At 68.2% G+C, this 24,843-nt stretch carries 19 protein-coding genes; 15 read left to right on the top strand and 4 right to left on the bottom strand.

Going from position 1 to position 24,843, the window contains the following annotated elements:
• The first annotated feature begins 142 nt into the window (after window positions 1–142).
• From ACYVLV_RS12155 to ACYVLV_RS12085, 15 genes are all read left to right on the top strand, one after another.
• Window positions 143–1,765 carry a succinic semialdehyde dehydrogenase gene (locus tag ACYVLV_RS12155; RefSeq protein ID WP_460810290.1) on the top strand — a complete coding sequence of 541 codons (1,623 nt, stop codon included), beginning with the start codon at window positions 143–145 and terminating at the stop codon, window positions 1,763–1,765.
• Window positions 1,766–1,767: 2 nt separating this feature from the next.
• Entirely contained in the window at window positions 1,768–3,522 is a 1,755-nt protein-coding gene (locus ACYVLV_RS12150; RefSeq protein WP_460810287.1) for a GMC oxidoreductase, read from the top strand.
• 275 nt (window positions 3,523–3,797) lie between these two features.
• Entirely contained in the window at window positions 3,798–5,402 is a 1,605-nt protein-coding gene (gene guaA, locus ACYVLV_RS12145; protein WP_460810286.1) for a glutamine-hydrolyzing GMP synthase, read from the top strand.
• 256 nt (window positions 5,403–5,658) lie between these two features.
• Window positions 5,659–6,882, top strand: a complete 1,224-nt coding sequence (locus ACYVLV_RS12140) for a substrate-binding domain-containing protein (protein ID WP_460810285.1) — start codon at window positions 5,659–5,661, stop codon at window positions 6,880–6,882.
• A complete protein-coding gene (locus ACYVLV_RS12135) occupies window positions 6,879–7,652 on the top strand; it encodes an ABC transporter ATP-binding protein (protein WP_460810283.1) in 774 nt (257 codons plus the stop codon). Before ACYVLV_RS12140 ends, ACYVLV_RS12135 begins: the two co-directional genes overlap by 4 nt.
• The gene (locus ACYVLV_RS12130) at window positions 7,649–8,380 is read left to right on the top strand and encodes an ABC transporter ATP-binding protein (RefSeq protein WP_460810282.1); all 732 of its coding nucleotides are present in this window, start codon (window positions 7,649–7,651) and stop codon (window positions 8,378–8,380) included. The genes ACYVLV_RS12135 and ACYVLV_RS12130 overlap by 4 nt, the downstream gene beginning before the upstream one ends.
• Window positions 8,377–9,252 carry a branched-chain amino acid ABC transporter permease gene (locus tag ACYVLV_RS12125; protein ID WP_460810281.1) on the top strand — a complete coding sequence of 292 codons (876 nt, stop codon included), beginning with the start codon at window positions 8,377–8,379 and terminating at the stop codon, window positions 9,250–9,252. The genes ACYVLV_RS12130 and ACYVLV_RS12125 overlap by 4 nt, the downstream gene beginning before the upstream one ends.
• On the top strand, window positions 9,249–10,352 hold the full coding sequence (locus ACYVLV_RS12120; protein WP_460810279.1) for a branched-chain amino acid ABC transporter permease: 1,104 nt from the start codon (window positions 9,249–9,251) through the stop codon (window positions 10,350–10,352). Before ACYVLV_RS12125 ends, ACYVLV_RS12120 begins: the two co-directional genes overlap by 4 nt.
• Window positions 10,349–11,935 (top strand): AMP-binding protein, encoded by a 1,587-nt coding sequence (locus tag ACYVLV_RS12115; protein ID WP_460810278.1) that lies wholly within the window; start codon window positions 10,349–10,351, stop codon window positions 11,933–11,935. Before ACYVLV_RS12120 ends, ACYVLV_RS12115 begins: the two co-directional genes overlap by 4 nt.
• Window positions 11,932–12,603, top strand: coding sequence for a TetR/AcrR family transcriptional regulator (locus ACYVLV_RS12110; protein ID WP_460810276.1), 672 nt, complete (start codon window positions 11,932–11,934; stop codon window positions 12,601–12,603). The genes ACYVLV_RS12115 and ACYVLV_RS12110 overlap by 4 nt, the downstream gene beginning before the upstream one ends.
• The gene (locus ACYVLV_RS12105) at window positions 12,600–13,349 is read left to right on the top strand and encodes a 3-hydroxybutyrate dehydrogenase (protein WP_460810274.1); all 750 of its coding nucleotides are present in this window, start codon (window positions 12,600–12,602) and stop codon (window positions 13,347–13,349) included. Before ACYVLV_RS12110 ends, ACYVLV_RS12105 begins: the two co-directional genes overlap by 4 nt.
• Entirely contained in the window at window positions 13,346–14,287 is a 942-nt protein-coding gene (locus ACYVLV_RS12100) for an alpha/beta fold hydrolase (RefSeq protein WP_460810273.1), read from the top strand. Before ACYVLV_RS12105 ends, ACYVLV_RS12100 begins: the two co-directional genes overlap by 4 nt.
• A gap of 57 nt (window positions 14,288–14,344) precedes the next feature.
• Window positions 14,345–15,808, top strand: coding sequence for an SGNH/GDSL hydrolase family protein (locus tag ACYVLV_RS12095; RefSeq protein WP_460810271.1), 1,464 nt, complete (start codon window positions 14,345–14,347; stop codon window positions 15,806–15,808).
• 117 nt (window positions 15,809–15,925) lie between these two features.
• Window positions 15,926–17,356 (top strand): SGNH/GDSL hydrolase family protein, encoded by a 1,431-nt coding sequence (locus tag ACYVLV_RS12090; protein WP_460810270.1) that lies wholly within the window; start codon window positions 15,926–15,928, stop codon window positions 17,354–17,356.
• A 105-nt stretch (window positions 17,357–17,461) separates the two neighbouring features.
• A complete protein-coding gene (locus ACYVLV_RS12085) occupies window positions 17,462–18,553 on the top strand; it encodes a calcium-binding protein (RefSeq protein WP_460810269.1) in 1,092 nt (363 codons plus the stop codon).
• 36 nt (window positions 18,554–18,589) lie between these two features.
• Here ACYVLV_RS12085 and ACYVLV_RS12080 read toward each other — a convergent pair whose 3' ends face one another.
• The 4 genes from ACYVLV_RS12080 to ACYVLV_RS12065 all read right to left on the bottom strand — a co-directional run bounded on the left by ACYVLV_RS12080 (window position 18,590) and on the right by ACYVLV_RS12065 (window position 24,606).
• Entirely contained in the window at window positions 18,590–19,450 is an 861-nt protein-coding gene (locus tag ACYVLV_RS12080; protein WP_460810266.1) for a TIGR03619 family F420-dependent LLM class oxidoreductase, read from the bottom strand.
• Between the two features lie 66 nt (window positions 19,451–19,516).
• The gene (locus tag ACYVLV_RS12075) at window positions 19,517–19,660 is read right to left on the bottom strand and encodes a GPGG-motif small membrane protein (RefSeq protein ID WP_460810264.1); all 144 of its coding nucleotides are present in this window, start codon (window positions 19,658–19,660) and stop codon (window positions 19,517–19,519) included.
• A gap of 149 nt (window positions 19,661–19,809) precedes the next feature.
• Entirely contained in the window at window positions 19,810–22,377 is a 2,568-nt protein-coding gene (locus ACYVLV_RS12070) for a bifunctional FO biosynthesis protein CofGH (protein ID WP_460810263.1), read from the bottom strand.
• A 63-nt stretch (window positions 22,378–22,440) separates the two neighbouring features.
• On the bottom strand, window positions 22,441–24,606 hold the full coding sequence (locus ACYVLV_RS12065; protein WP_460810261.1) for an MMPL family transporter: 2,166 nt from the start codon (window positions 24,604–24,606) through the stop codon (window positions 22,441–22,443).
• Window positions 24,607–24,843 lie beyond the last annotated feature (237 nt).

The raw sequence follows: 24,843 nt of genomic DNA, 5'->3' as shown, positions 1-24,843 counted from the left end.
GCTCGTGATTCGCACGCACCAGATGCGTGCGATTCACGAGCTAAGGGGGCAGCGGCCCCTTGACAGGGCCCCCACGTGTGTAAAGCGCCACAGTATGGGCAAATCCCTGTCTGAGGAGACGGGCACCACATACCCTCAGTACATGAGTGCTCAGAATCCCGTCCCGTCCGGAGATCCTGTCGTGGAGGGGCCGCACGACCCTGAGCACGACCCGACGGCGTCCTACGCACTCGAGCCCGAGTACGCCGCCAGCCTCACCTCGCGACTGATCGCGACCAGTGGCGAAACGGTCCAGGTCAACAGCCCCCTCGACGGTGCGCCGCTGGCGCACATCCCGCAGTCCTCCGAGGCCGACGTCGAGGAAGCCTTCGTCCGGGCCCGTCGGGCACAGGCGGCGTGGGCCCGCACCTCGCTGGCCGAGCGCTCCGCGATGATGCTGCGCCTGCACGACCTCGTGCTGGAACGGCAGGACGAGATCATCGACCTCATCGTCCTGGAGTCGGGCAAGGCCCGGAAGCACGGTTTCGACGAGCCGCTGCACATCGCTCTGACCGCGCGCTACTACGCCCGCACCGCGCACAAGCACCTCGACACGAACCGCGTGATGGGGGTCGTCCCGGCCCTGACCCGGGTCGAGGTGAACCGCGTGCCCAAGGGCGTCGTCGGCATCATCTCGCCGTGGAACTACCCGTTCACGATGGCGTTGTGCGACGGCCTGCCCGCGCTGATGGCCGGCAACGCGGTCGTGGCCAAGCCCGACGCGCAGACGATGCTGACCGCCCTGCTTGGCGCGAAGCTCCTCGACGAGGCCGGCTTCCCCAAGGATCTGTGGCAGGTCGTGGCCGGTCCCGGCCGCCAGCTGGGCAGCCCGATCATCGAGCGCTCCGACTACATCTGTTTCACCGGCTCCACCGCGACCGGCAAGATCATCGCCAAGCAGTGCGCCGAGCGGCTCATCGGTTGCTCGCTAGAACTGGGCGGCAAGAACCCGATCCTCATCCTGCGCGACGCCGACCTCGAGAAGGCGGCAGAGGGCGCGGTCCGGGCGAGCTTCTCGAACGCCGGGCAGCTGTGCGTCTCCATGGAGCGGATGTTCGTCGCCGACCAGGTCTACGACCGGTTCGTCGAACGCTTCGTGGCCCGCACCCAGGCGATGACGTTGGGCGCGACCCTCGAGTGGGGCAACGACATGGGCAGCCTGATCTCCTCCGACCAACTCGACACCGTGGTGGCCCACGTCGACGACGCGGTCGCGAAGGGCGCCCGGGTCCTCGCCGGCGGCCGGGCGCGGCCCGACCTCGGTCCCTTCTTCTACGAGCCCACGATCCTCGAGGGCGTGACCCCGGACATGACCTGCTTCGGCCAGGAGACCTTCGGTCCGGTCATCGCGCTCTACCGCTTCCACGACGAGTCCGATGCGATCGCGCGGGCCAACGCCGGGGAATACGGCCTGAACGCCTCGATCTACACCCAGGACGGTAAGCGCGGACGCGAGTTGGCGCGTCACATCCGCTGCGGCACGGTCAACATCAACGAGGCCTTCGGCGCCACCTTCGCCAGCATCGATGCCCCGATGGGTGGGATGCGTGAGTCCGGGATGGGCCGCCGCCAAGGCGGGGAGGGCATCCACCGCTACACCGAGACGCAGGCCGTGGCCACCCAACGCCTGATCCGTTTCGCGCCGATGTTGGGTATGTCCGACAAGACCTACGGCAAAGTCATGACCGCAAACCTCACACTGATGAAGAAGCTGGGAAGGGCCTGACCATGAGCTCGACAGAATCCGCCAACGCGACTCCCGGCAAGCGCCAGAAGTTCGATTACGACGTCCTCGTCGTGGGATCGGGTTTCGGGGGGTCGGTCACCGCGCTGCGCCTAACCGAGAAGGGCTACAAGGTCGGCGTCATCGAGGCCGGTGCCCGGTTCGAGGACGACCAGTTCGCGAACAACTCCTGGGAGGTCAAGAAGTACCTCTTCCGCCCCGAGGTCGGTTGCTACGGCATCCAGCGCATCGATGCCCTGAAGGATTGCCTGATCGTGTCGGGTGCCGGAGTCGGTGGCGGGTCGCTGGTCTACGCGAACACGCTCTACGAGCCCCTCCCTGCGTTCTACAACGACACCCAGTGGAGCCACATCACCGACTGGAAGTCCGAGCTCGAGCCGTTCTATGACCAGGCCAAGCGGATGCTCGGCGTGGTGGAGAACCCGTTGCGTACGCCGGCCGACGAGGTCATGGAGAAGGTCGCCAACGAGATGGGCGTGGGCGACACCTTCCACCCGACCCCCGTGGGCGTGTTCTTCGGTGGCCCCGAGAACCAGCCGGGCGACAACGTCGAGGACCCGTTCTTCGGTGGAGCGGGACCCGAGCGCAAGACCTGCATCGGTTGCGGTGAATGCATGAGCGGGTGCCGGCACAACGCCAAGAACACCCTGATGAAGAACTACCTCTACCTGGCCGAGGAGAACGGCGCGAAGATCATGCCGCTGACCACGGTCACGCAGATCAATCCCCGCGGCAACGGCGGGTACGACGTGCACGTGAAGTTCACCAAGGCCAAGACCGGACGCAAGTCGGCGCGGCGTACTCTCACCGCCGAACAGGTCGTGATGGCGGCCTCACCCTTGGGCACCCAGCGGCTGCTGCACCGGATGCGCGACGAGGGACACCTGCCCAAACTCTCCCAGCGCCTGGGCTACCTCTCGCGCACGAACTCCGAGTCGATCCTCGGCGCCATCGCCCCGGACCTCAAGATCGACTACTCCGAGGGGATCGCGATCACCTCGAGCTTCCACCCCGACGAGAACACGCACATCGAGCCCGTCCGGTACGGCAAGGGCAGCAACTTCATGTCGATGATGCAAACCGTCCTGACCGACGGCGACGGGCCGGAGCCCCGGTTCCAGACGTGGTTGAAGGAGATGTGGAAGCAGCGACGCAGTGTCCGCGATCTCTACGACTTCAAGCACTGGTCGGAGCGGACGATCATCGCGCTGTGCATGCAGAGCCTGGACAACTCCATCACGACCTACACCACGAAGATCCCGGGCACGAACAAGCGGATCCTGACCTCCAAGCAGGGTCACGGGCTGCCGAACCCGACCTGGATCCCCGAGGGCAACGTCGCGGTCCGGTTGATGGCCAAGTTCATGGGCGGCACCGCCGGTGGATCCATCGGGGAGCCCTTCAACGCCCCGTTGACCGCGCACTTCCTCGGTGGCTGCGCCATCGGTGACTCCCCGGAGACCGGCGTGATCGACCCCTATCAGCGCCTCTACGGACACCCGGGCATGCACGTGGCGGATGGCTCGGCCATCACGGCCAACCTGGGGGTGAATCCCTCGCTCACCATCACCGCCCAGGCGGAGCGCGCGATGTCGTTCTGGCCCAACAAGGGTGAGCCGGACCAGCGCCCGTCCCTCGGCGATGGTTACGTCCGGATCGCCCCGGTGCAGCCCGCTGCCCCGGTGGTCCCCGAGAACGCGATCGGCGCGCTCCGGCTGCCGATCGTGGGGGTTTCCTGAAGTTTGTTCCGAACGCCCGTAACCCCCGGGTAATCACCTCGTTGTAGTAGCGAGCCCGTCGGCAACACGCTCCCTCCCAAGGAACGGGCTCATGTTCAATCAGTTCAAGCAGATCACTCTGCGTGAACCATCAGGGCCTCGCCAACCTCCCTCCCGGCGGGGCCCTGATGCATGCCCACTCGGCGCTACTTGACGCTGTGAGGGGGCCGAGTCGGCGCTTGTTCAAAAAGATGCGCCGAGTCGTGGAGGGGCAGAGGCGCCGATAGGCTGAGCCCATGAACCAGCCGTCGAACGCCCACCCCGCAGGCACGGACCACGATCTGGTCCTGGTCGTCGACTTCGGTGCGCAGTACGCCCAGTTGATCGCTCGCCGTGTGCGCGAGGCCCGGGTCTACTCCGAGATCGTTCCGCACTCCCTGCCGGTGGCCGACATGTTGGCCAAGAACCCGAAGGCGATCGTGCTGTCCGGCGGTCCGTCCTCGGTGTACGCCGAGGGCGCACCGTCGATAGACCCCGCGCTGTTCGCATCCGGGGTGCCGGTGTTCGGCATGTGTTACGGATTCCAACTGATGGCCCAGGCCCTGGGTGGGGTCGTGGCGGAGACCGGTGCGCGCGAGTACGGCCGCACTCCGGTCGCCGTGTCCGACTCGGGCACGCTGCTTGCCGACATCCCCCAGGCCCACACCGTGTGGATGTCCCACGGGGACTCGGTGACCGCGGCTCCGGATGGTTTCGCGGTGCTCGCCTCGACCGCCACCACTCCGGTGGCGGCCTTCGAGTCGGTGGACCGGCAGATGGCCGGAGTCCAGTGGCACCCGGAGGTGCTGCACAGCGAGCACGGCCAGACGGTGTTGGAGCACTTTCTCCTCGACCTGGCCGGGTGCCGCCCGACCTGGACGATGGCCAACATCGTCGAGGAGCAGATCGCCTCCATCAAAGCCCAGATCGGCGACCGGGGACAGGCCATCTGCGGGCTCTCCGGCGGCGTCGATTCCGCGGTGGCCGCTGCGATCGTGCAGAAGGCGATCGGGGACCGCCTCACGTGTGTGTACGTCGACCACGGGCTGATGCGTCAGGACGAAACGGTCCAGGTGGAGCGCGACTTCGTCGCGGCGACCGGGGTGGATCTGAAGGTCGTCGACGCCGAGAAGCAGTTCCTCGACGCGCTGATCGGAGTCTCCGATCCCGAGGAGAAGCGCAAGGTCATCGGACGTGAGTTCATCCGCGTCTTCGAGGCCGCCGAGGCCGAGGTCCTCGCCGACGCCGTCAGCGGCTCCGACGGGGACAAGGTCGCGTTCCTGGTGCAAGGCACGCTCTATCCCGACGTGGTGGAGTCCGGCGGTGGCGCCGGCACCTCGACGATCAAGTCCCACCACAACGTGGGCGGGCTGCCGGACGACCTGGAGTTCGAGCTCGTCGAGCCCCTGCGCACCCTGTTCAAGGACGAGGTGCGTCTGGTGGGGGAGCAGCTCGGCCTGCCGGCCGAGATCGTCCACCGCCAGCCCTTCCCGGGCCCCGGCCTGGGCATCCGGATCATCGGTGAGGTCACGCGCGAACGACTCGACATCCTGCGGGCCGCCGACGCCATCGCACGGGAGGAACTCACCGCAGCGGGGCTGGACCGCAGCATCTGGCAGATGCCGGTCGTCCTGCTCGCCGACGTGCGCTCCGTGGGAGTGCAGGGCGACGGTCGCACCTACGGTCACCCCGTGGTGCTGCGTCCGGTGACCTCCGAGGACGCGATGACCGCTGACTGGGCGCGCCTGCCCTACGAGGTGATGGAGCGGATCTCGACCCGCATCACCAACGAGGTCAAGGAGATCAACCGGGTGACCGTGGACATCACGTCCAAGCCCCCGGGCACCATCGAGTGGGAGTAGGGCCCGCCCGCTAGGTAGTACCGCACTGGATGCAGAGACGTCCACGTTGCCGCGGGTGAGGCGTCGAATGGCGCCCACGCACTGCCGGTGATCGTTCCTCGGCGGCGCCGGGGCCGTCTGTGTGCCCGTAAGGCCCGCGTCAGCATGCTCCGACGCGCCTTCAAGGTGACCGTTGACAGGTCGCCCCTCGGTGACTAACGTCTGTTTCTGAGACCTGAATCACCTGTCAGGTTTGGCATCCAACGAGGAGAAGCAGATGACCAGAGGCACCCCACGACACTTCGGCGCCCGGCGCCGCCTGACGACCCTGGCTGCGGTGACCATCGCAGGCGCCCTCGGTCTGACCACGGCCTGCGCCCCCGACGCAGGCTCCGAGGCCACCTCGGACTCCGGTGAGGTCAAGGTCTCGATCATCTACTCCCAGACCGGTCCACTGGCGGCGTACGGCGAGGCGTATCGCAACGGGCTCGAAGCGGGACTGGACTACGCCACGGACGGCACCGGCGAGATCGACGGCACCACCTTGAGCCTCGACTTCACCGACGACGCGGGTGACGCCGCCAAGGCGGTCGGCTTGGCGAAGGATGCCATCGGGTCGGGCTCGAAGATCGTGGCCGGAACCGTCTCCTCGGGTGTCGCCCTCTCCCTGGCCGAGCAGGCCGAGCAGAACGAGGTGCTATACATCTCCGGCGCGGCCGCAGCCGACGCCATCACCGGTATCAACCGCTACACCTTCCGGTCAGGACGCCAGACCTACCAGGACGTGGCCACCGCCGGGAGCTTCTTGGGAGAGCCCGAGGGCCAGGACATCGTGGTCTTCGGTCAGGACAACGCGTTCGGCCAGGGGAACGTGGCCGCCGTGGAGGCAGTGCTCGGAGGAGCGGGGGCGAACGTGGACTCGGTCCTGGTGCCCGAGGACGCCACTGAGTTCACCCCGTTCGCACGACGGATCCTGAACGCGGACCCCGATCTGGTGTTCGTGGCCTGGGCCGGTGACACCACCAGCGCGATGTGGCAGTCGCTGAGCCAGCAGAAGGTCTTCGATCGGGTGCCGGTCACCACCGGCCTGGGCGACGTGGCCAGCTACGGCGCGTACGGCTCGGCCACCGAGCAGATCACCTTCCTCTCCCACTACTTCGGCGGCGCCCCCGACAACGACGTCAACCAGGCGATGGTCGACTTCCTCGAGAGCAAGGGCGAGGTCGCCGACCTGTTCTCGCCCGACGGATTCATCGCCGGCCAGATGATCGCCCACGCCGTGGCCGAGGGCGGCGGCGACGACGTCGACGCCATGATCGATGCACTCGAGGGTTGGGAGTTCGAGGGACCCAAGGGCACCACGACGGTCCGGGCCGAGGACCACGCCCTGCTCCAGCCGATGTTCGAGGCGAAGCTCACCGACCAGGGTGGCTCACCCACCCCCGAGCTCGTCGAGACGGTGGACGCCGAGACCGTGGCCCCGCCGGTCGCTGGCCAGTGACCGGGTCCGACCGCTCCCGTGACGCGGTGCTCGCGGTCGATGACCTGCACCTGACCATCGGTGGCGCACGGATCATCGAGGGCGTCACCCTCGCCGTCGCACCGGGGGAGATGCTGGGGGTGATCGGCCCCAACGGCGCAGGCAAAACGACCCTGTTCAACCTGCTCTCGGGGGTTGCACGACCCACCTCCGGCACGGTGCACCTGGGCGGCCGGGACGTCACCGGACATTCGGTCGACGCCCGGGCCCGCTCGGGTCTGGGGCGAACCTTCCAGACCTCGAGCCTCTTCGACGGGCTCACAGCCCAGGAGAACGTCCGCCTCGCCGCACAAGCGGCACTCGGTGGCGCGCTCAGTATCTGGCGCTTCCCGGGCCGCTCGGACGCTGCCACCCGGCGGGCGCTCGAGCGGCTCGCCGAGGTGGGCCTGTCCCACCACGCCGACACCCTCGCCGGTGGCCTCGCCCACGGTGACAAGCGCAAGCTCGAGATCGCGATGCTCCTCGCCTCCGACCCCCAGGTGATCCTCCTGGACGAGCCGATGGCCGGCGTGGGTAGCGCAGACATCGAAGGTCTGATGGACCTGATCCGCACGGTCCACCGCGACCAGGGCACCACCGTCCTCATGGTCGAACACCACATGGACGTCGTCCTCGGTCTGGCCGACCGCGTCGCGGTGATGCACCACGGCCAACTGCTCGCGTGCGATGTGCCGGACGTCGTGATGGCCGACGCGACCGTGCAGAGCGCCTACCTAGGGGGAAACAGATGAGCGACACCCCAGTCCTCCGCATCGCCGGGCTCAGCGCCCGGATCGGCGCGCAACAGGTCGTCGAGAGCGTCAGCCTCGAGGTCCCCGCCCGCGGCGTGACCGCCCTCCTCGGACGCAACGGTGTCGGCAAGACGAGCACCATCAAGGCGGTGCTCGGCCTCATCGAGCGCACCGGTCTGGTCGAGCTCGACGGCGTACGGATCGATGCCCTGCCGACCCACAAGATCGTGCAGCGCGGTGTCGGCTACGTCCCCGAGGACCGTGAGGTGTTCGCTTCCCTGAGTGTCGAGGAGAACCTGCGCCTGGCCGAGCGTGGACCGAACCCACGCAGGGACCTGATCGCCGATCTGTTCCCCGACATCATGGCGCGCAGCCAACAGGCCGCCGGAACCCTCTCCGGTGGTCAACAGCAGATGGTCGCCCTGGCCCGTGCCCTGCTCAACGAGAACCGGCTCCTTCTCGTCGACGAACCCACCAAGGGACTGTCCCCGAAGCTCGTCGACGAGGTGGCCGACGCCCTGGAGCGGGCGGCCGAGGTCGTCCCGATCCTGCTGGTCGAACAGAACCTCGCCGTCGTACGCCGCCTGGCCGGCGGCGCCGTGGTGATGTCCGACGGGCGGGTCGCGCACACCGGCGATGCCCGCACCCTGCTCGACGACGACGAGCGACTGATCGGTCTGCTCGGCGTCGGCTCCTCCACCGTCCCTGATTCGGAGGCCCCCGCATGAGCACGATCGTCCTGTTGTTGGCCACCGGTCTCGGCCTGGGAGCGTTGTACTTCCTCGTGGCCTCGGGACTCTCCCTGATCTACGGGTTGATGGGCGTCCTCAACTTCGCCCACGGCTCGTTTCTCACCTTCGGGGCCTACGCAGGATGGGAAACCGCTCGTCGTCTGGGTGGCGATTCGTGGGCCACCCTGCTGCTCTCTCTCGCGGTCGGCGCCGGCGCCGGCGCTCTGGCCGCCGTGGGCACCGAACTCCTCCTGATCCGGCGGCTCTACAACCGACACATCGAGCAGGTCCTGGTCACGGTCGGGCTCGCCCTGGCGACCGTCGCACTCTTCGACGGGATCTGGGGCACCGACGCGATCTTCGTGACCGGGCCCGCCTGGTTGGACGAGACGACGAACCTGTTCGGCGCACGAGTGCCCAACGACCGGTTCGTCCTGGTCGGGGTGGCAGCGCTCGTGCTGCTCGGCATCGTCGCTTTCCTCCGCTTCACCCGATTCGGCCTGGTCATCCGTGCCGGGGTCGAGAATCGCTCGATGGTCACCGCGTTGGGCATCGACGTCCGGGTCGCATTCACCGTGGTCTTCGCGATCGGCGGCGCGGCGGCCGGTATCGGTGGGGTCCTCGCCTCGCACTACTTCGGCTACGTGTCGCCCCAACTGGGCGGTTCGTTGTTGATCTTCGCGTTCATCGTGACCGTGATCGGGGGTCTCGGCTCCTTGTTCGGCGCGGCGATCGCCTCGGTGGCGGTCGCGGTCCTCCAGCAGTTCGCCAACTTCTACCTTTCCGGCACCGGCGACCTCGTCGTCGTACTGCTGCTCGCCGTGGTGCTTCTGGTGCGCCCATCCGGCCTGATGGGAGCCCGCACATGACCACCTCCTCCGCGGACATCGATTCGATCGCTGTCCGACGTAAGCCTCGGGTCTCGGCGATGGTGTGGCCCCTGATCCTGGTGGCCCTGCTGGCCGTCATCCCGTTGGTCAATCTCAGTGTTCCCGGGATCCTGCCCGGCGCGACCTACACCCCGGGCACCCTCCAGTTGCTCGCGCTCTGCCTACTCTTCGCCTCGCTGGCCTTGACCTACCACGTGATCTTCGGGGTGGCCGGGCTGCTGTCGTTCGGCCATGCGCTCTACCTCGCGGTCGGCGCCTACGGTCTTGGCATCATTCTCGACCGCACGGATCTGGGGCTGTTCCCTGCGATGGCGCTGACCCTGATCGGCGGTACGGCGGTCGCCGTGGTGCTGGGGGTGATCGGGCTGCGCGTCGGCGGCATCTCCTTCGCCATGGTGACCCTTGCGTTCGCCCAGGCCGGCTCCGTGCTCATCCGCCGCAATCCCGATGTGACCGGAGGTGAGGAGAGCCTGCGCCTGGACACCACCCATGTCCCTGATGCACTGGTCGGTGTCACCAACACCCGCAACCTCTACTGGGTCGCGCTCGTGCTGGTGGTCGTGGTGTTCGTCCTGGTCAGTTGGTTCGAACGCTCGCGTGCGGGCAGGGTGGCGGCCGCCACCCGCGAGAACGAACTGCGGGTGCGGGTGCTCGGGATGCGTCCCTTCGCGGTCAAGCTGCTGGCCTTCGTCACCGGCGCCGCTCTGGCGGTCGTCGTCGGCATGGTCTACCTGCTGCTCCAGAGCGGTGTCACACCGCGCGTCGCTTCGGCCGACTTCACCCTCACCATCCTCGTCATCGTGGTGCTCGGTGGTCTGGGGTCCCGCTGGGGGGCGGTGATCGGCGGTGTTGTCTACACGCTCCTGGACCAGCGGCTGAGTTCGTTCGCGAGTTCCGACGCCGTGGACGCGCTTCCCACGGTGCTGCGGGTGCCGCTGAGCGAGCCCTTGTTCATTCTCGGCACGCTGTTCATCCTCGTGGTGCTGTTCGTCCCCGGCGGCCTGGCCGGGTTGGGCAGTCGTCTCGCCGCCGGACGCCGACCGCAGCGGTCAGCGGCCGCGGGTCAGGATGGCTCATGACTCCCGACGGACGCGACGGCCTGCACACCCTGGGTCGCTGGACCACTGATCGGACCGTGTCCACACCGAACCGGGTCGCGATCGACGACCGTGGTGTGGTGCTGACCTATGCCCAGCTCGAACGACGGGCCGTGGCGCTCGCTGAGCGTCTGCTCGTCTCCGGGTACCGCCGGGGCGACCGGGTGGCCACCCTGACCGGCAACAGCTCCGACCATGTCGTCGTGCTGTTCGCCTGCGCCAAGGTCGGTCTCGTTCTCGTGCCGCTCTCCTGGCGGCTCTCCCCGCCGGAGCTCGCCCAGCAGATCGCCGCGTGTGACCCGGCGGTGTTGCTCGTGGAGGACGAGTTCAGCGCGTTGGCCCGAGCAACCCTTGATCTGGTCGCGGACCCGGTGCCCGTGGCGGGGATGGGGGTGGGGGAGCGTGGCATCGAACGGAACGCACCCCGCCCAGGTGGGTCGACCGGTCGTTCTGCGCTGAGCTCGGCTACGACGGTTGCCGGTCGTCGGGCGGTCGAGGACGACGATCCGCTGATGATCATCTTCACCTCGGGCACCTCGGGCAGGGCGCGCGGCGCTGTGCTGAGCCACGCCAACTGCTTCTGGACCAACCTGTCGCTCTCGCGCACGGCCGAGATCACGAGTCGGGACACCGTCTTGGCTCTGATGCCGCAGTTCCATGTCGGCGGTTGGAACGTCCAGCCGCTGCTGGCGTGGTGGATGGGAGCCACGGTCGTTCTCGAGCGCACCTTCGACGCCGGCCGGGTGCTGCATCTGATCGAGGACCGCGCCATCACCACGATGATGGGGGTGCCCGCGAACTACCTGATGCTCGCCGAACACACCGACTTCGCCAGCACCGACCTCTCCAGTCTGCGACACGCCATCGTCGGCGGAGCGCCGATGCCCGAGCCGCTCCTGCGCACCTGGCACTGTCGGGGGGTCGCGCTCACCCAGGGCTACGGACTGACCGAGGCCGCGCCCAACGTGCTCTGTCTTCCCGCGGAGGAGGCCATCGACCGGGTCGGGATGGCCGGTACGCCGTACCCCCATGTCGAGGTCGAACTGGTCGACCCGGTCACCGGGGCCACGATCGAGGGCCCCGGCGTCGGTGAGCTGGTGGTGCGCGGACCCAATGTGTTCCTCGGCTACTTCCGCGAGACCGAGGAGGAACGCGAAAGCACCCTTCGCACCTCGGGGCTGCACACCGGTGACCTCGCCGAACGCGACGCCGACGGCTACTACCGCATCGTCGACCGGCTCAAGGACATCTTCATCAGTGGTGGCGAGAGCGTTGCCCCGGCCGAGATCGAGAGCGTGCTGCTGGACCACCCCGCGGTGGTCGACTCGGCTGCGGTCGGGGTCCCGCACGAGCGGTGGGGCGAGGTGGGTGCGGCCTTCGTGGTGCTGCGTCCTGGTGTGGCCACCGACCAGCAGGACATCCTGGAGCACTGTGCCTCGCGACTGGCCTCCTTCAAGGTGCCCAAACACCTGATGTTCGTCGAGGCGATCCCGCGCTCGTCGAACAGCAAGATCCTGCGTCGCGAGCTGAACGCACGTTTCACCCAGACCCAGGAGCAACGATGAGCACCCCACCGCGCAAGCTGCCGGCCACCAAGAAGGGCACCGCCACCCGCAAGGCGATCATCGATGCCGCGGAGGCGATCTTCGCCGAGCACGGGTACGCCGATGCCTCGGTCACCCGGATCACCGAGCGGGCCGGGGTCGGGCAGGGCACCTTCTACCTCTACTTCGATTCCAAACTCCAGGTCTTCGAGGAACTGGTCGAGGACCTCAACCGGCGGGTGCGCCACGCGATGACCGACGCGTCCTCGGGGGCCTCGACCCGGCTCGAGGGCGAACGGGCCGGCTTCCGAGCCTTCTTCGCCTTCACCGCCGAGCATCCCGCGCTCTACCGGGTGGTGCGCGAAGCCGAGTTCGTCTCCCCGTCGGCGCTCACCCTGCACTACACCCGCATCGTGGAGGGGTACATCGCGAACCTGACCCGGGCCCGTAGTCGCGGTGAGGTGGGTGACATCGACCCCACGGTGGCGGCCTGGATGCTGATGGGCATCGGTGAGATGGTCGGTATGCGCTGGGTCCTCTGGGGAGACGACGCGGCGCCGGGGGCCGACGCTGCTCGGACCACGGTTCCCGACGCGGTTTTCGACCAGGTGATGACCTTCATCGAGCGTGCCCTGGCCCCACCACCACAGCACCATCGCACCACCGACGAAGGAGAACCCACCTCATGAGTACTGATCTCTCGGGCAAGACGGCGCTCGTCACCGGCGCAGCGAGCGGGATCGGCGCCGCCTGCGCCCGGTCACTGGCCGCCGCCGGCGCCACCGTCATCGCCGCCGACATCGACCCCGACGGGGCGGAAGCCATCGCGGCTGAAGTGGGTGGGCGAGCCTGGACGGTCGACCTCTCGGACCTCGAGAGCCTGTCCGATCAGGAGCTCGACATCGACGTGCTCGTCAACAACGCGGGAGTGCAGACCGTCAGCCCGATCACCGACTTCGACCCGCTCCGGTTCCGGGCGATGATCGACCTGATGCTGACCGCGCCGTTCCTGCTGGTCCGCGCCGCGCTACCGCGGATGTACGAGCGGAACTTCGGACGGGTGGTCAACCTCAGTTCGGTCCACGGACTGCGGGCCAGCCCCTACAAGTCGGCGTACGTCGCGGCCAAGCACGGGCTCGAAGGACTCTCGAAGGTCACCGCGCTGGAGGGCGGACCCCACGGTGTCACCAGCAACTGTGTGAACCCCGGCTACGTCCGCACACCGCTGGTCGAGAAGCAGATCGCCGACCAGGCCCGCACCCACGGCCTCGAGGAGGCCGAGGTCGTGGAGAAGGTGATGCTCACCGAGAGCGCGATCAAGCGACTGGTGGAGGCCGACGATGTCGCCGACCTCGTCACTTGGTTGTGCGGCGACTCGGCCCGGATGGTGACCGGTGCGTCGTACACGATGGACGGCGGATGGAGCGCGCGATGACCGAGACCACCGATCTGAGACGGCACCGCACGGAACCACGGGTCTTGTCGGTGCCCGTACGCGGAGGCGGGGAACTCACCGTCGGGGTGTGGGGCCCGCACGATGCGTCGGCCCCGGTCGTCCTGGCGGTGCACGGCATCACGGCCACCCACCGCAGTTGGCCGTTGGTCGCCGCGGCGCTTCCGCACTGCCGCGTGATCGCCCCGGATCTGCGCGGTCGCGGTCACAGTGCCGATCTGCCCGCGCCCTACGGGCTGGCCCGTCACGCCGAGGACCTCGAGCAGGTGCTCGACCACTTCTCGGTCGACGAGGCCATCGTGGTGGGCCACTCCATGGGCGGCTTCGTGGCGGTGAGTCTGGCCGACAGAGTCGGGCGTCGTGCCGCGGGGCTCGTGCTCGTCGACGGTGGGTTGCCGCTGGCGCCACCCCCTGGAGCGCCGCCACGCCCGGACGCGACCCCCGAGGAGGTGCTCGGGCCCGCTGCGCAGCGCTTGACCATGACCTTCGAGAGTCGCGAGGCCTATCGCGACTTCTGGCGTGCGCACCCGGCCTTCGTCGGGTGTTGGAACGACACGATCGAGGCCTATGTCGACTACGACCTCCAGGGTGAGCCGCCCCACCTGCGTCCCTCCACCCGACTGGAAGCGGTCGCGACGGACTCGGCGCAACTGTTCGGCGGCGACGTGCTCAACGGTCGGAGCTACGCGGACGCCCTGCGTGGTCTCGCCGTGCCGACCACCTTCCTCCGCGCTCCGCGAGGACTGATGAACGAGCCGGAGGCGTTGTACGCCCCTGACACGGCGCGCAACGGTCGCGCTCTTGTGCCTCAGCTGGTCGACATCGAGGTGGACGACGTCAACCACTACACGATCGTGATGGACCAGTCGGGTGCTCGAGCAGTCGCCCGAGCGACCTCCGCGATCTGCTCGACGCCGTAGCCTGACGCTCTCGATCTCGTTGTCTCAGTGACATCAGATGCTCAGAGAGGCTCCATCGTGCAGGTCCCGCAGCTTCGTCGTACCGCAGTGTCCTTGCTCGCCGGGAGTCTGGCCACCGGCCTGATGCTCCTCGCGCCGGCGTCCCCCGTGGCGGCCACAGCCCCGGCGGCCGCCGAGGCTGGTGAGCCGCTGAACATCGTTCTGCTGGGCGACTCCTACTCCGCGGGCAACGGTGCCACCAACGACGCCGGGCAGCCGGAGACCTACGGTCCCGAGAACTGCTACCGCAGCCGGGTCAACTGGACCGAGAAGTACGCCGCAGCCCTGCGTAACGAGGGTCGCACCGTGACGGTGGAGAACCACGCTTGCAGTGGAGGGAAGGCACCCGACGTCATCTCACCGCGGGTCATGGACACCGCCAGTGACTCGACGCCCACCCCCGAGAGCGTGACGACCATCGAGCAGGCCGACGCCTACCTCGCCGGCGAAGACCTCTGCAACACACAGACCTTCCCGGACGAGGAGTTCTGGACCTACGCTGCGACCAGCGTGGACGAGTCGACCATCGACTACGACTGCACCCGCAAGTTGAAGCCGCAAGCTGACTTCATCACCCCCGAGACCGACCTGGTGTTGTTCACCATGGGCGGCAACGACGCGGGCTTCTCCACCATCGTCACCCAGTGCTTCATCCTGAAGTCCGGAAGCGGCTGCAAGGACACCATCGACACCGCTCGGGCGAAGCTTCCCGAGATCAAGCAGTTGCTGCTCGACGACATCGCCGGTATCCGCGCCGCGGGTCTGCGCGACGACGCCAAGATCGTGCAACTCGGCTACCCCTATCTCCAGGCCGACAACAACTACATGGCCCTGGGCCTGCCGCCGTACGCCGCCGGTGACGAGGTGCGGTCCCTGATCGACGACGGCACCGAAGCGCTCGCCGGCGTCGCTACCGAGGCCAACGTGGGCCACCCCGGCCAGATGACCTTCGTGCCCGGGATCAAGGAGGCCTTCGCCGGCCACGAACCCGACGCCACCACCCCGGTCGGCAACGTCGACCGGTGGGTCAACCAAACCGGGGACGGCACCAACACCTCGCTGTGGTACCACCCGAACGGTCTGGGCCAGACCGCCTACGCGATCGTGTTGTTCCGCGGAGGTGACTACGGCGCGACGCCGCAGAGCCCCGAGGAGCCCGTGGACGAGCAGCCGGAGACCCAGGGGCCGGCGACGGTGCGCACGATCTTCCGGGCCCAGCCGGTCAAACGGAAGGTCGCGAAGGGCGAGGTCGTCAAGATCCTGACCCGGGTTCGCAGGAGCGACGGCAGTCGACCCCGCGGCAAGGTGGTGGTCCGGTTGCAGGGCAAGAACATCCGGGCCAAGGCCAGGGTTTCGGCCAGCGGCCGCAACATCTTGCGGTTCAAGGGTCTGCGGCCCGGCCGCTATCGGGTCAAGGCGATCTACACCGGTCAGAAGCAGCGGTCGATCGCCTTCACCAAGGTCGTCGTACGCCGCCGCTGAGTGCGAGCGTGGTCTGATTCTCCACGGAGCGTGACCCGCGCGAGGTGCTATGCGGGTTAACCTCAGCGTGTTGTCGACGTCCTGCTGTGGACGTCGCCCGGGGAGAGAGAGTCCGCCGTGCCCATGTCTCGGTTCCGTCATACGTTCGTCCCGCTTCTTGCGGGAGTCCTTGCTGCTGGGCTGATGCTGGTGGCTCCGGCATCATCAGTGGCCGTCGCGGCCGATCGGGGCCCGGTTCCCGGCGAGAGCGGCGCAGTGTTGAACATCGTCCTGCTGGGCGACTCCTACTCGGCCGGTAACGGCGCCACCAACCGCGCCGGGCAGCCGGAGACCTACGGTCCCGAGAACTGCTACCGCAGCCGGGTCAACTGGGCTGAGAAGTACGCCGCGGCCCTACGCACCAACAAGCGTTTCGTGACGCTGGAGAACCACGCCTGCAGCGGTGGCAAGGCCGCCGACATCGTCAAGCCGCGGGCGATGGACACCGCGAGCGACTCGGCGCCGACGCCCGAAGGCGTGACCACCATCGAGCAGGCCGACGCCTACCTGGCGCAAGAGGATCTGTGCAACACGCAGACCTTTCCCGACGAGGAGTTCTGGACCTACGCCGCGACCAGCGTGGACGAGTCCATCGAGTACGACTGCACGCGCAAGCTCAGGCCGCAGGTCGACTTCATCACCCCCGAGACCGACCTCGTGCTCTTCACCATGGGCGGCAACGACATCGGGTTCTCCAACATCGTCACCCAGTGCTTCATCCTGAAGTCCGGGAGCGGCTGCCAGGGCACCATCGAGACGGCCCGCGAGTTGCTCCCCGGCGTCAAGCAGCTCCTGCTCGACGACGTTGCGGCGATCCGCGCCGCGGGCCTGCGCGAGAACGCGAAGATCGTCCAACTCGGCTACCCGCTCCTGCAGACCGATAACGACTACACCGCTCTGGGAGTTCCGCCGTATGCCGCTGGCGACGCGGTGCGCTCGCTGGGCGAGGAGGGCAACGCGCAACTGGCCGGCGTCGCCACCGAGGCCAACGTGGGGCACCCCGGGCAGATGACCTTCGTGGAGGGGCTCCCTGAGGCCTTCGCCCGCCACGAACCGGACGCCACCACCCCGGTCGGCAACGTCGACCGCTGGATCAATCAAGTCGGCGACGGCACCAATACGTCGCTGTGGTACCACCCCAACGGCCTGGGCCAGACCGCCTACGCGATCGTGCTTTTCGGCGGCGGTGACTACGGCGCGACCCCGCCGTGGACGCCCAAGGTCAGGACCCACCTCTCGGCCAAACCCGTCAAACGTAAGGTCGGGAGGCACGAGACCGTCAAGATCCTGACCCGGGTCCGCAGGAGCGACGGCAGTCGACCGCCCGGCGAGGTGGTGGTTCGGGTGAGGGGCCGGGACATCAGGGTCAAGGCCAGGGTCTCGCCCAGCGGCCGCAACATCTTCCGGTTGAGGGGACTGCAGCCCGGTCGCTACCAGGCCAAAGCGATCTACAAGGGCGAGAGGCACAGGCAGCTCGCGCTCACGACTTTCGTCGTACGCCGCAAGTAGCAGCCAGCGTCGCGCGGGCGGGTTACGCTGCTGGGGCGTCCCTGAATGGTTGTCGGACCGGCATCGTGAGGACGTGACAAACCCCCACGACGAAGGTGACACGCGATGCACGCCAGAGTTCGAGTTCTCGCAGGATTGTTGACCTTCGCCCTGGGGCTGGCGGCTGTCCCCGGCGCCGCCGAGGCCAAGAACATTCGCGGCAACGGGGGCAGCAACAAGATCACCGGCACCTCGCGGGCGGACAACATCAAGGCCAAGGCCGGACGCGACAAGGTTCGGGCACGCGGAGGAGCCGACAACGTCAACGCCGGGCCCGGCAACGACTTCGTCAACGGCGGGGGCGGCAACGACACCATCAACCTCTCCTCCGGCAACGACATCGGCATCGGCGGTGCCGGTCGAGACACCGTCAAGGGAGCCGCCGGCGACGATCTGATCAAGGGCAACGGAGCGACCGACCGCCTGATCGGGGGCGGCGGCGACGACAGGATCATCACCGGATCGGGTGACGACGTGGTCAAGGGCGGGGCTGGAAACGACCGGATCGACGGAGGCAGCGGGGCGAACTTCATCGTGGCCGGCTCCGGGAACGACCTCATCTTCGGCAACGGCGGCCCCGACCGAGTCAAAGCGGGACCCGGTGACGATCACATCGAGGGTGGCGACGGCAACGACGACCTTCTCGGCCTGGACGGCAACGACATCCTCTTCGGCGGACCGGGCAACGACCGGGTCGGCGGCAGCCGTGGGAACGACGTCGTCATCGGCGGCACCGGGAACGACGCCCTGGACGGTGGAGACGGTGACGACATCCTCATCGACGGCAACGGAAGCGCTGGCGACGCCGCCCGCAAGATCAGCATCACCGCCGACGAGGGCGACGACATCATGTACGTCAGCGGAGGACGCGACCTCGTCTACGGCGAGGAGGGCGACAACCTCGTCTACGCCTTCGCCGACGGGGACGAGGACCAGATCGTCTGCGGGTTCGTGCGCACCAACACCGTCGGACGGATGATCTGGGTCGGCGACCAGGCGTCGTACGACTCGGAGGTCAACCGCACCACCGGTCCCAAGGCCGACAACATCAAACTCTGCGGCACCCCCGAGTTCATCTCGGAGGGCGACCTTCGCGCACGGGCGGAGAAGGCCGGAGACCGCTGGACGCTGTACTGGCTCGACCAGAACTTCGGCTGATCGGTCAGCGGCGGATGCTCCCCGAGGGTCAGTAGCTCAGCACTTGGCCAGTACGTCGCGCGCAAACTGCTCGAGGCCGTCGAGCTTCTGATCCAAGGTGGCGTCCATGCCGTGGTAGTACACCCAGGGCATCGTCCACACCTCGGTCACCCCGCCCGCCTCGGCGGCCGCGAAGTGCTCGGGGAGGAACGCGTCGGTCAGGGCCGTGATCACCGAGAAGTCACCCTCGGCTCCCGACTCTGACCGGATCTCGGCCAGCCGAGCGGCGTGGTGGCAGGCCTCCTGGACCGAGTAGAGATCCCCGACCCAGCCGTCATGGCGGGCGGCGCGGCGGAAGGCGATCTCGGAGAGCCCGCCGACGTAGACCGGGACCGGTCGGGCGGGCGATGGATTCATCTGGAGACGCGGGGCGGAGTAGAAGTCGCCCGCGAACTCCGTCCAGCCGGGTTCCCACAACGCCTTCATCAGAGCGAGCCCCTCGTCGGTGCGTTTTCCGCGAGTGCCGAAGTCCTCGCCGAGCAGGTCGAACTCGTCGCGGCACCAGCCGATACCGACGCCGAGGGCCACCCGGTCCTGGGACAGTACGGCCGCGGTGGCGACCGACTTGGCCACCTGGAAGGGGCTACGCAGGGCGGCGATGTAGACCGAGGTGAAGAACCGCAGGCGGGTGGTCACCGCCGACATCGCGCCGATCGCCACCCACGGGTCGGCCCACGGGGCGTCGATGTCCCAGCGTCGGGTCCCGTCCTCGGTGTACGGGTACGGCGTGCTCAGCTCCTCGAGATCCACCACGTGATCGGGAAGCGAGATGGCGTGATAGCCCAGTTCGTCGGCCGCCCGAGCGATCTCCACGAGCTGGTCGAGCGGCTGGAAGGCGGAACTGACCGTGAAACGCATGGGCCCAGACTAGAACACGTTCCAGTCTGGGCCAGCGGTTGAGGTCAAGGGTCTCGGGGGTTGGTCTCAGGTGAAGATGCTGACGCCGCCGGGGCCCACAGCCAGCCCGACGACGATCAGGACGATGCCCCAGAGGATCTCTCCTCGGACGAGGCCGAGGATGCCCGAGACGACGAGGACGACGGCGATGATCCACAAGATGAGTGCCATGTGCTGCTCCTTTTCGCTGGTGGAGCCCGCGGGGGGACCGGTCGGTCACGCGCCAGGCCCCATTGGCGCGGGGCGCGCGCTGCCACGCGCCCCGCCCGTCAATGGTCGCCGAGCACGACGGGGACCGCCATCACCCCGGTGGGTGAAACTCAGCGGAACGCAGGGGCGCCGTACGTCGTGGTGCGTTCTCGGACCGGGCGGTCGATCCCGGCGCCGATGGCTTGGAGATCGGCGACCGTCTTGGCCGATCCGTGCTCGGACCCGGCCATCCGGGAGATGGTCTCCTCCATCAGCGTCCCGCCGAGGTCGTTGCAGCCTGCCCGCAACATTGCGCGGGTGCCGTCGACCCCGAGCTTCACCCAGGACGTCTGGATGTTCGAGATCCGTCCGTGCAGCATGATCCGGGCCATCGCGTGGACGGCGAGGTTGTCGCGCATCGAGGGTCCCGGACGAGCCACCCCGGCCAGATAGATCGGGGAGGACTGGTGGATGAACGGCAGCGGGACGAACTCGGTGAAGCCACCCACCCCGGCTTCGGTCGCGGTGTCCTGCACCCCCGCCAGCACCCTCAGGTGCCCGACCCAGTGTCGGGGGTTGTCAACGTGGCCGTACATCATCGTGGAGGTCGTGGGCAGCCCGATGCGGTGCGCGGTGGAGATGATGTCGATCCAGGTCTGGGCGGGGAGCTTGCCCTTGGTCAGCACCCAGCGAACCTCGTCGTCCAGGATCTCCGCGGCGGTCCCGGGCATCGAGCCCAGCCCGGCCTCGCGGGCCTTGATGAGGAAGTCCTCGACGCTCAACCCGGTGCGCATCGTGCCGTTGACGATCTCCATCGGGGAGAAGGCGTGCACGTGCATGTCCGGGGTTCGCTTCTTCACCGCGGCGGCGAGGTCGAAGTACGCCGTGGCGGGCAGTTCGGGATCGATGCCCCCCTGCATGCAGACCTCGGTCGCACCCAACTCCCAGGCTTCGGCGGCGCGCTCGCCGACCTCGTCGAGGGACAGGGTGAAGGCGTCGGCATCGGTCTTGCGCTGGGCGAACGCGCAGAAGCGGCAGCCGACGTAACAGACGTTGGTGAAGTTGATGTTCCGGTTGACGACGTAGGTCACGTCGTCACCCACGGCTTCTCGGCGTAGGTCGTCGGCGAGGCGGCATACCTCGGCCAACAGATCGCCCTGCGCGGTCATCAACGTCAGGGCGTGAGCGTCGGAGAGGTTGCCGGGGTCGGCCTCGGCGGCCTTCAGGGCGGCGCGACCCTCGCTGCTGGAGGAGCGGACGGAGCCGTCGGACGAGGAACCGTCCAGCCCCGTGGAAACGGCGGCCTCCTTGACCGCGTCCCAGTCGCCGTAGACGTCTTCGAAGTCCGAGCGGCGGTCCTCGGTGCGCCCCTCGGTGTCGACGGCGGTGTGGAGGTCGGTGCGGCCGGTCCCGGGCCCCGAGTCGGAGTACCCGACGTCGGGTTCCTGCCAGGGCAGGCCCTGGGCGCGGACGCCGACGGTGGCCAATCCGCGCTCGTCGGCGAGGGCTTCGACGTGGGCGTGGATCCGGGGGTCGAGCCAGGGGCTCCCGTCCCGGGACGCCCGAACGTACTCGGGGTGCACGGTCAGGCGGGCGGCGAGGGCGAAGCCGCAGGATTCCGTGATCGAGCGCAACCGCTCCAACGACGGCCAGGGTCGCTCGGGGTTGACGTGGTCCGGAGTGAGCGGGGAAACCCCGCCCCAGTCGTCGATCCCGGCGCCGAGGAGAGCACGGCACTCGTCGAGGTCGACCAGGTTGGGCGGAGCCTGGATCCGGGCCTTGGGTCCCATCACCACTCGGGTGGTGGCGATGGTGGCCCGGAACTCGTCGAGACCCAGGTCATCGACGTGACGCATCGCGGTGTCGGGCTTGGCGCGGAAGTTCTGGACGATGATCTCCTGCAGCGCGCCGAAGCGACGCGCGCTGGCGCGCAGGGCGAGGATCGTGTCGGCGCGCTCGACGAGCGTCTCCCCGATGCCGACCAGCAGGCCGGTGGTGAACGGGATCGAGAGGCGCCCGGCGTCCTCCAGGACCCGCAGGCGTACGTCGGGGTCCTTGTCGGGGGAGCCGTAGTGGGCCTCGCCCTTGGTCTCGAAGAGGCGTCGGGAGGTCGTCTCCAACATCATCCCCATGGAGGGCGAGACCGGTTTGAGGCGGTTCAACTCCTCCCAGGACATCACTCCCGGGTTGAGGTGGGGCAGCAGCCCGGTCTCCTCGAGGACCCGGATCGCCATGGCCCGGACGTAGGCCAGCGTGGAGTCGTAGCCCTGCTCGTCCAACCAGGCCTGAGCCTCCGGCCACCGGTCCTCGGGTCGGTCCCCGAGGGTGAACAGGGCCTCCAGGCAACCCGCCTCGGCGCCGTCCCGGGCGATCTGGAGGATCTCGTCGGGGGACAGGAACATCTCGCGCCCGGACCGTTCGAGTTGCCCGGGTGACTCGACGAACGTGCAGTAGTGACAGCGGTCCCGGCACAGTTTCGTGACCGGAATGAAGACCTTGGGGGAGTAGGTGACCACCGCGGGGCGGCCGACGGCCTCCAGGCCCGCGTCGCGGACCCGTGCCGCGGCGACGCAGAGTCGGTCCAACTCGGCGCCGGTGGCGGCGAGCAGGGCGGTGACCTCACCGAGGTCGAGGGTCACTCCGCGCTCGGCCCGGGCGACGGCGCGGCGTACCTCTTGGGGTGTGGGGTGAACGGTCATGGCTCCTTCAGGCTAGCGCCGGAGGGTTGGGTCACGACCCCCCGGGCCAAAGTAGAACCTGTTTCAGTTGCGTGCGGGCTCGGGCGTCTCGGTGGGTGAGGACGGTTCGGGCATCCGGCTCGGCCACCAGGTGCGGTCGCCGAGTTGGTAGGCGATGGCGGGGACGAGCAGCGAGCGCACGACCAGGGTGTCGAGCAGGACCCCGAAGGCCACGATGAAGGCGGTCTGGGCCAGGAAGAGGATCGGCACCACCGACAGGGCGGCGAAGGTGGCGGCCAGCACGACCCCGGCGGAGGTGATCACCCCACCGGTGACCGAGAGACCCTTCAGGACTCCCTCGTGGGTCCCCCGACGCAGGGACTCCTCGCGCACCCGGGTCATCAGGAAGATCGAGTAGTCGATCCCCAGGGCGACCAGGAAGACGAAGGCGATCAGCAGGGTCGAGGGGTCACTGGCCGGGAAGCCGAACAGGTAGGTGAAGACCAGCGCGCTGATCCCGATCGTGGCGCCGAAGGACAACACGTTGGCCAGGATGATGAGCACCGGCGCGACCACCGATCGCAGGAGCAACATCAGGACCAGGAGGATCACCAACAGGATCGCCGGGATCACCACCAGCCGGTCCCGGGAGGTCGTCTCTCGGGTGTCGAAGAGGATCGCGGTCGAACCTCCGACCAGGATGTCGCCGTCCAGCTCGCGGAGATTCTCCCGGAGCCGCTCCAGGGTGTCGGTCGCCGCGGCCGAGTCGGCCGGGTCGGCGAAGGAGGCGAAGATGATCGCGTCCCCGTCCACGATCTTGGCGCTCGAGGGGTCGGTCTCGTCCGGGATCGGGAACACCGCCGGTCGTCCGGCAGCGGCCTCGGCGGCGATGCCTTCGGTGCCCGTAATGGTCTCGAGGGCCCGGGGCAGGCTGCTCTCCGGTACGACGATCTGGGCCGGGCTGGAGTTGTCGGCCTCGAAGTGGTCGTCCAGGATCTCCTGCGCGTCGACCGAGTCCTCGGGGGTCAAGAAGAGTTCGGTCTGCGGGACGGGTTCCTCGTTGAGGGTGAAGGCGAAGCCCCCGAAGACGGCCAGCACGACCCCGGTGGCGACCGCGACGACGGCCGACCGGGTCTTGATGAGCCCGGAGACTCGTCCCCAGATGCCCTGCTTGTCGCGGTGCGGTGACCCGTAGGCGGGCATGAACGGCCAGAAGGCGCGGCGCCCGAGGAGCAGGAGCGCGGCCGGCAACAGGGTGAGCGAGACCAGCATGGCTCCGGCCACCCCGATCGCTCCCACGGGTCCGAGTCCGGCGAGGCTGCTGAGGTCGGACAGCAACAGGCAGAGGAGACCCAGGATCACCGTCACTCCGGAGGCCAGGACGGGTTCGAGAACGGCCCGGTAGGCGACCTTCATCGCCACGTAGGGCGACTCGTGGTCACGCAACTCCTCGCGGTAGCGGGCCACCAGGAGCAACGCGTAGTCGGTGGCAGCGCCGATGGCCAGGATGAACAGGATCGCCTGACTCTGCCCGTTGACGTCGAGCACGTCGTTGGTGGCCAGGGCGTAGATGATCGCCGAGGAGACCCCCAGGCCCAGCACCGCCGAGATCAGCACGGTGAAGGGCAGCACGGGGGTCCGGTAGACCACGACCAGGATCAGCAGCACCACCGCGAGGGCCACGAGCAGCAGGATGCCGTCGATGGCGCCGAAGGCGTTGACGAAGTCGGCCAGGATGCCGCCCTGCCCACCGACGAGGACGGTGAGCCCCTCGGGCGGGGCCTCGGTGAGGTCACGGATCTCGTTGACCGCATCGAGGATGTCCTCACCGTCGCTCACCCCGAGTTGCACGATCAGTTGCGCGGACTCGCCGTCCTCGGAGATCAGTGGCGGGCTGGTCGCCTCGGGAACCACGCCGTCGACACCGGCGATCTCCTCGGCGTACGCCGCCAGCGTGCCCTGGTCTGCCTGCGTCAGCCCGCTCGCGCGTTCGACCACGAGAGTCACCGGGGTCGTCTCGGTCTCCTGGAACTCCAGCAGGGTGTTGAGCGCCTGAGTGGACTCCGCGGTCTTGGGCAGGAAGGCCGCGTTGTCGTTCTCCTGGACCTCCGCCAGTTTGCCGGAGTAGGAGCCCAGGGGACCGCCCACGAACAGCCAGACCAGCACAACCAACAGGGGCCAGACCCATCGCTTGGAACGCTTGGCGCGATGGGCGGTGGGGACGTCGTCAGTCGGCTGGGGTGTGGCCACGGACGGAAGTCTGTCGTACTACGCCGTGCTCCGCTGGTTGAGGTGTGACGAGCGCAGCGAGGAGCCTCGAAACCCGGTTCCGTCAACGGGAACTCTTGCGGGATCCGTTGCTCGGTTTCGAGGCTCAGGCCTGGGGTGGATTCAAGCGGTCGGCGCAACACCGGGGTTGTTGTTGTGGTTGAAGAGTAGTTCTTGCAGGGCTTCGGCGGGGGTCTTGAAGCCGAGGGTTTTGCGGGG

The organism is Nocardioides salsibiostraticola (genome assembly GCF_054783655.1).
Note: the sequence above shows the minus strand (reverse complement) of the source record. Positions and strands in the feature narration are given on the sequence as shown.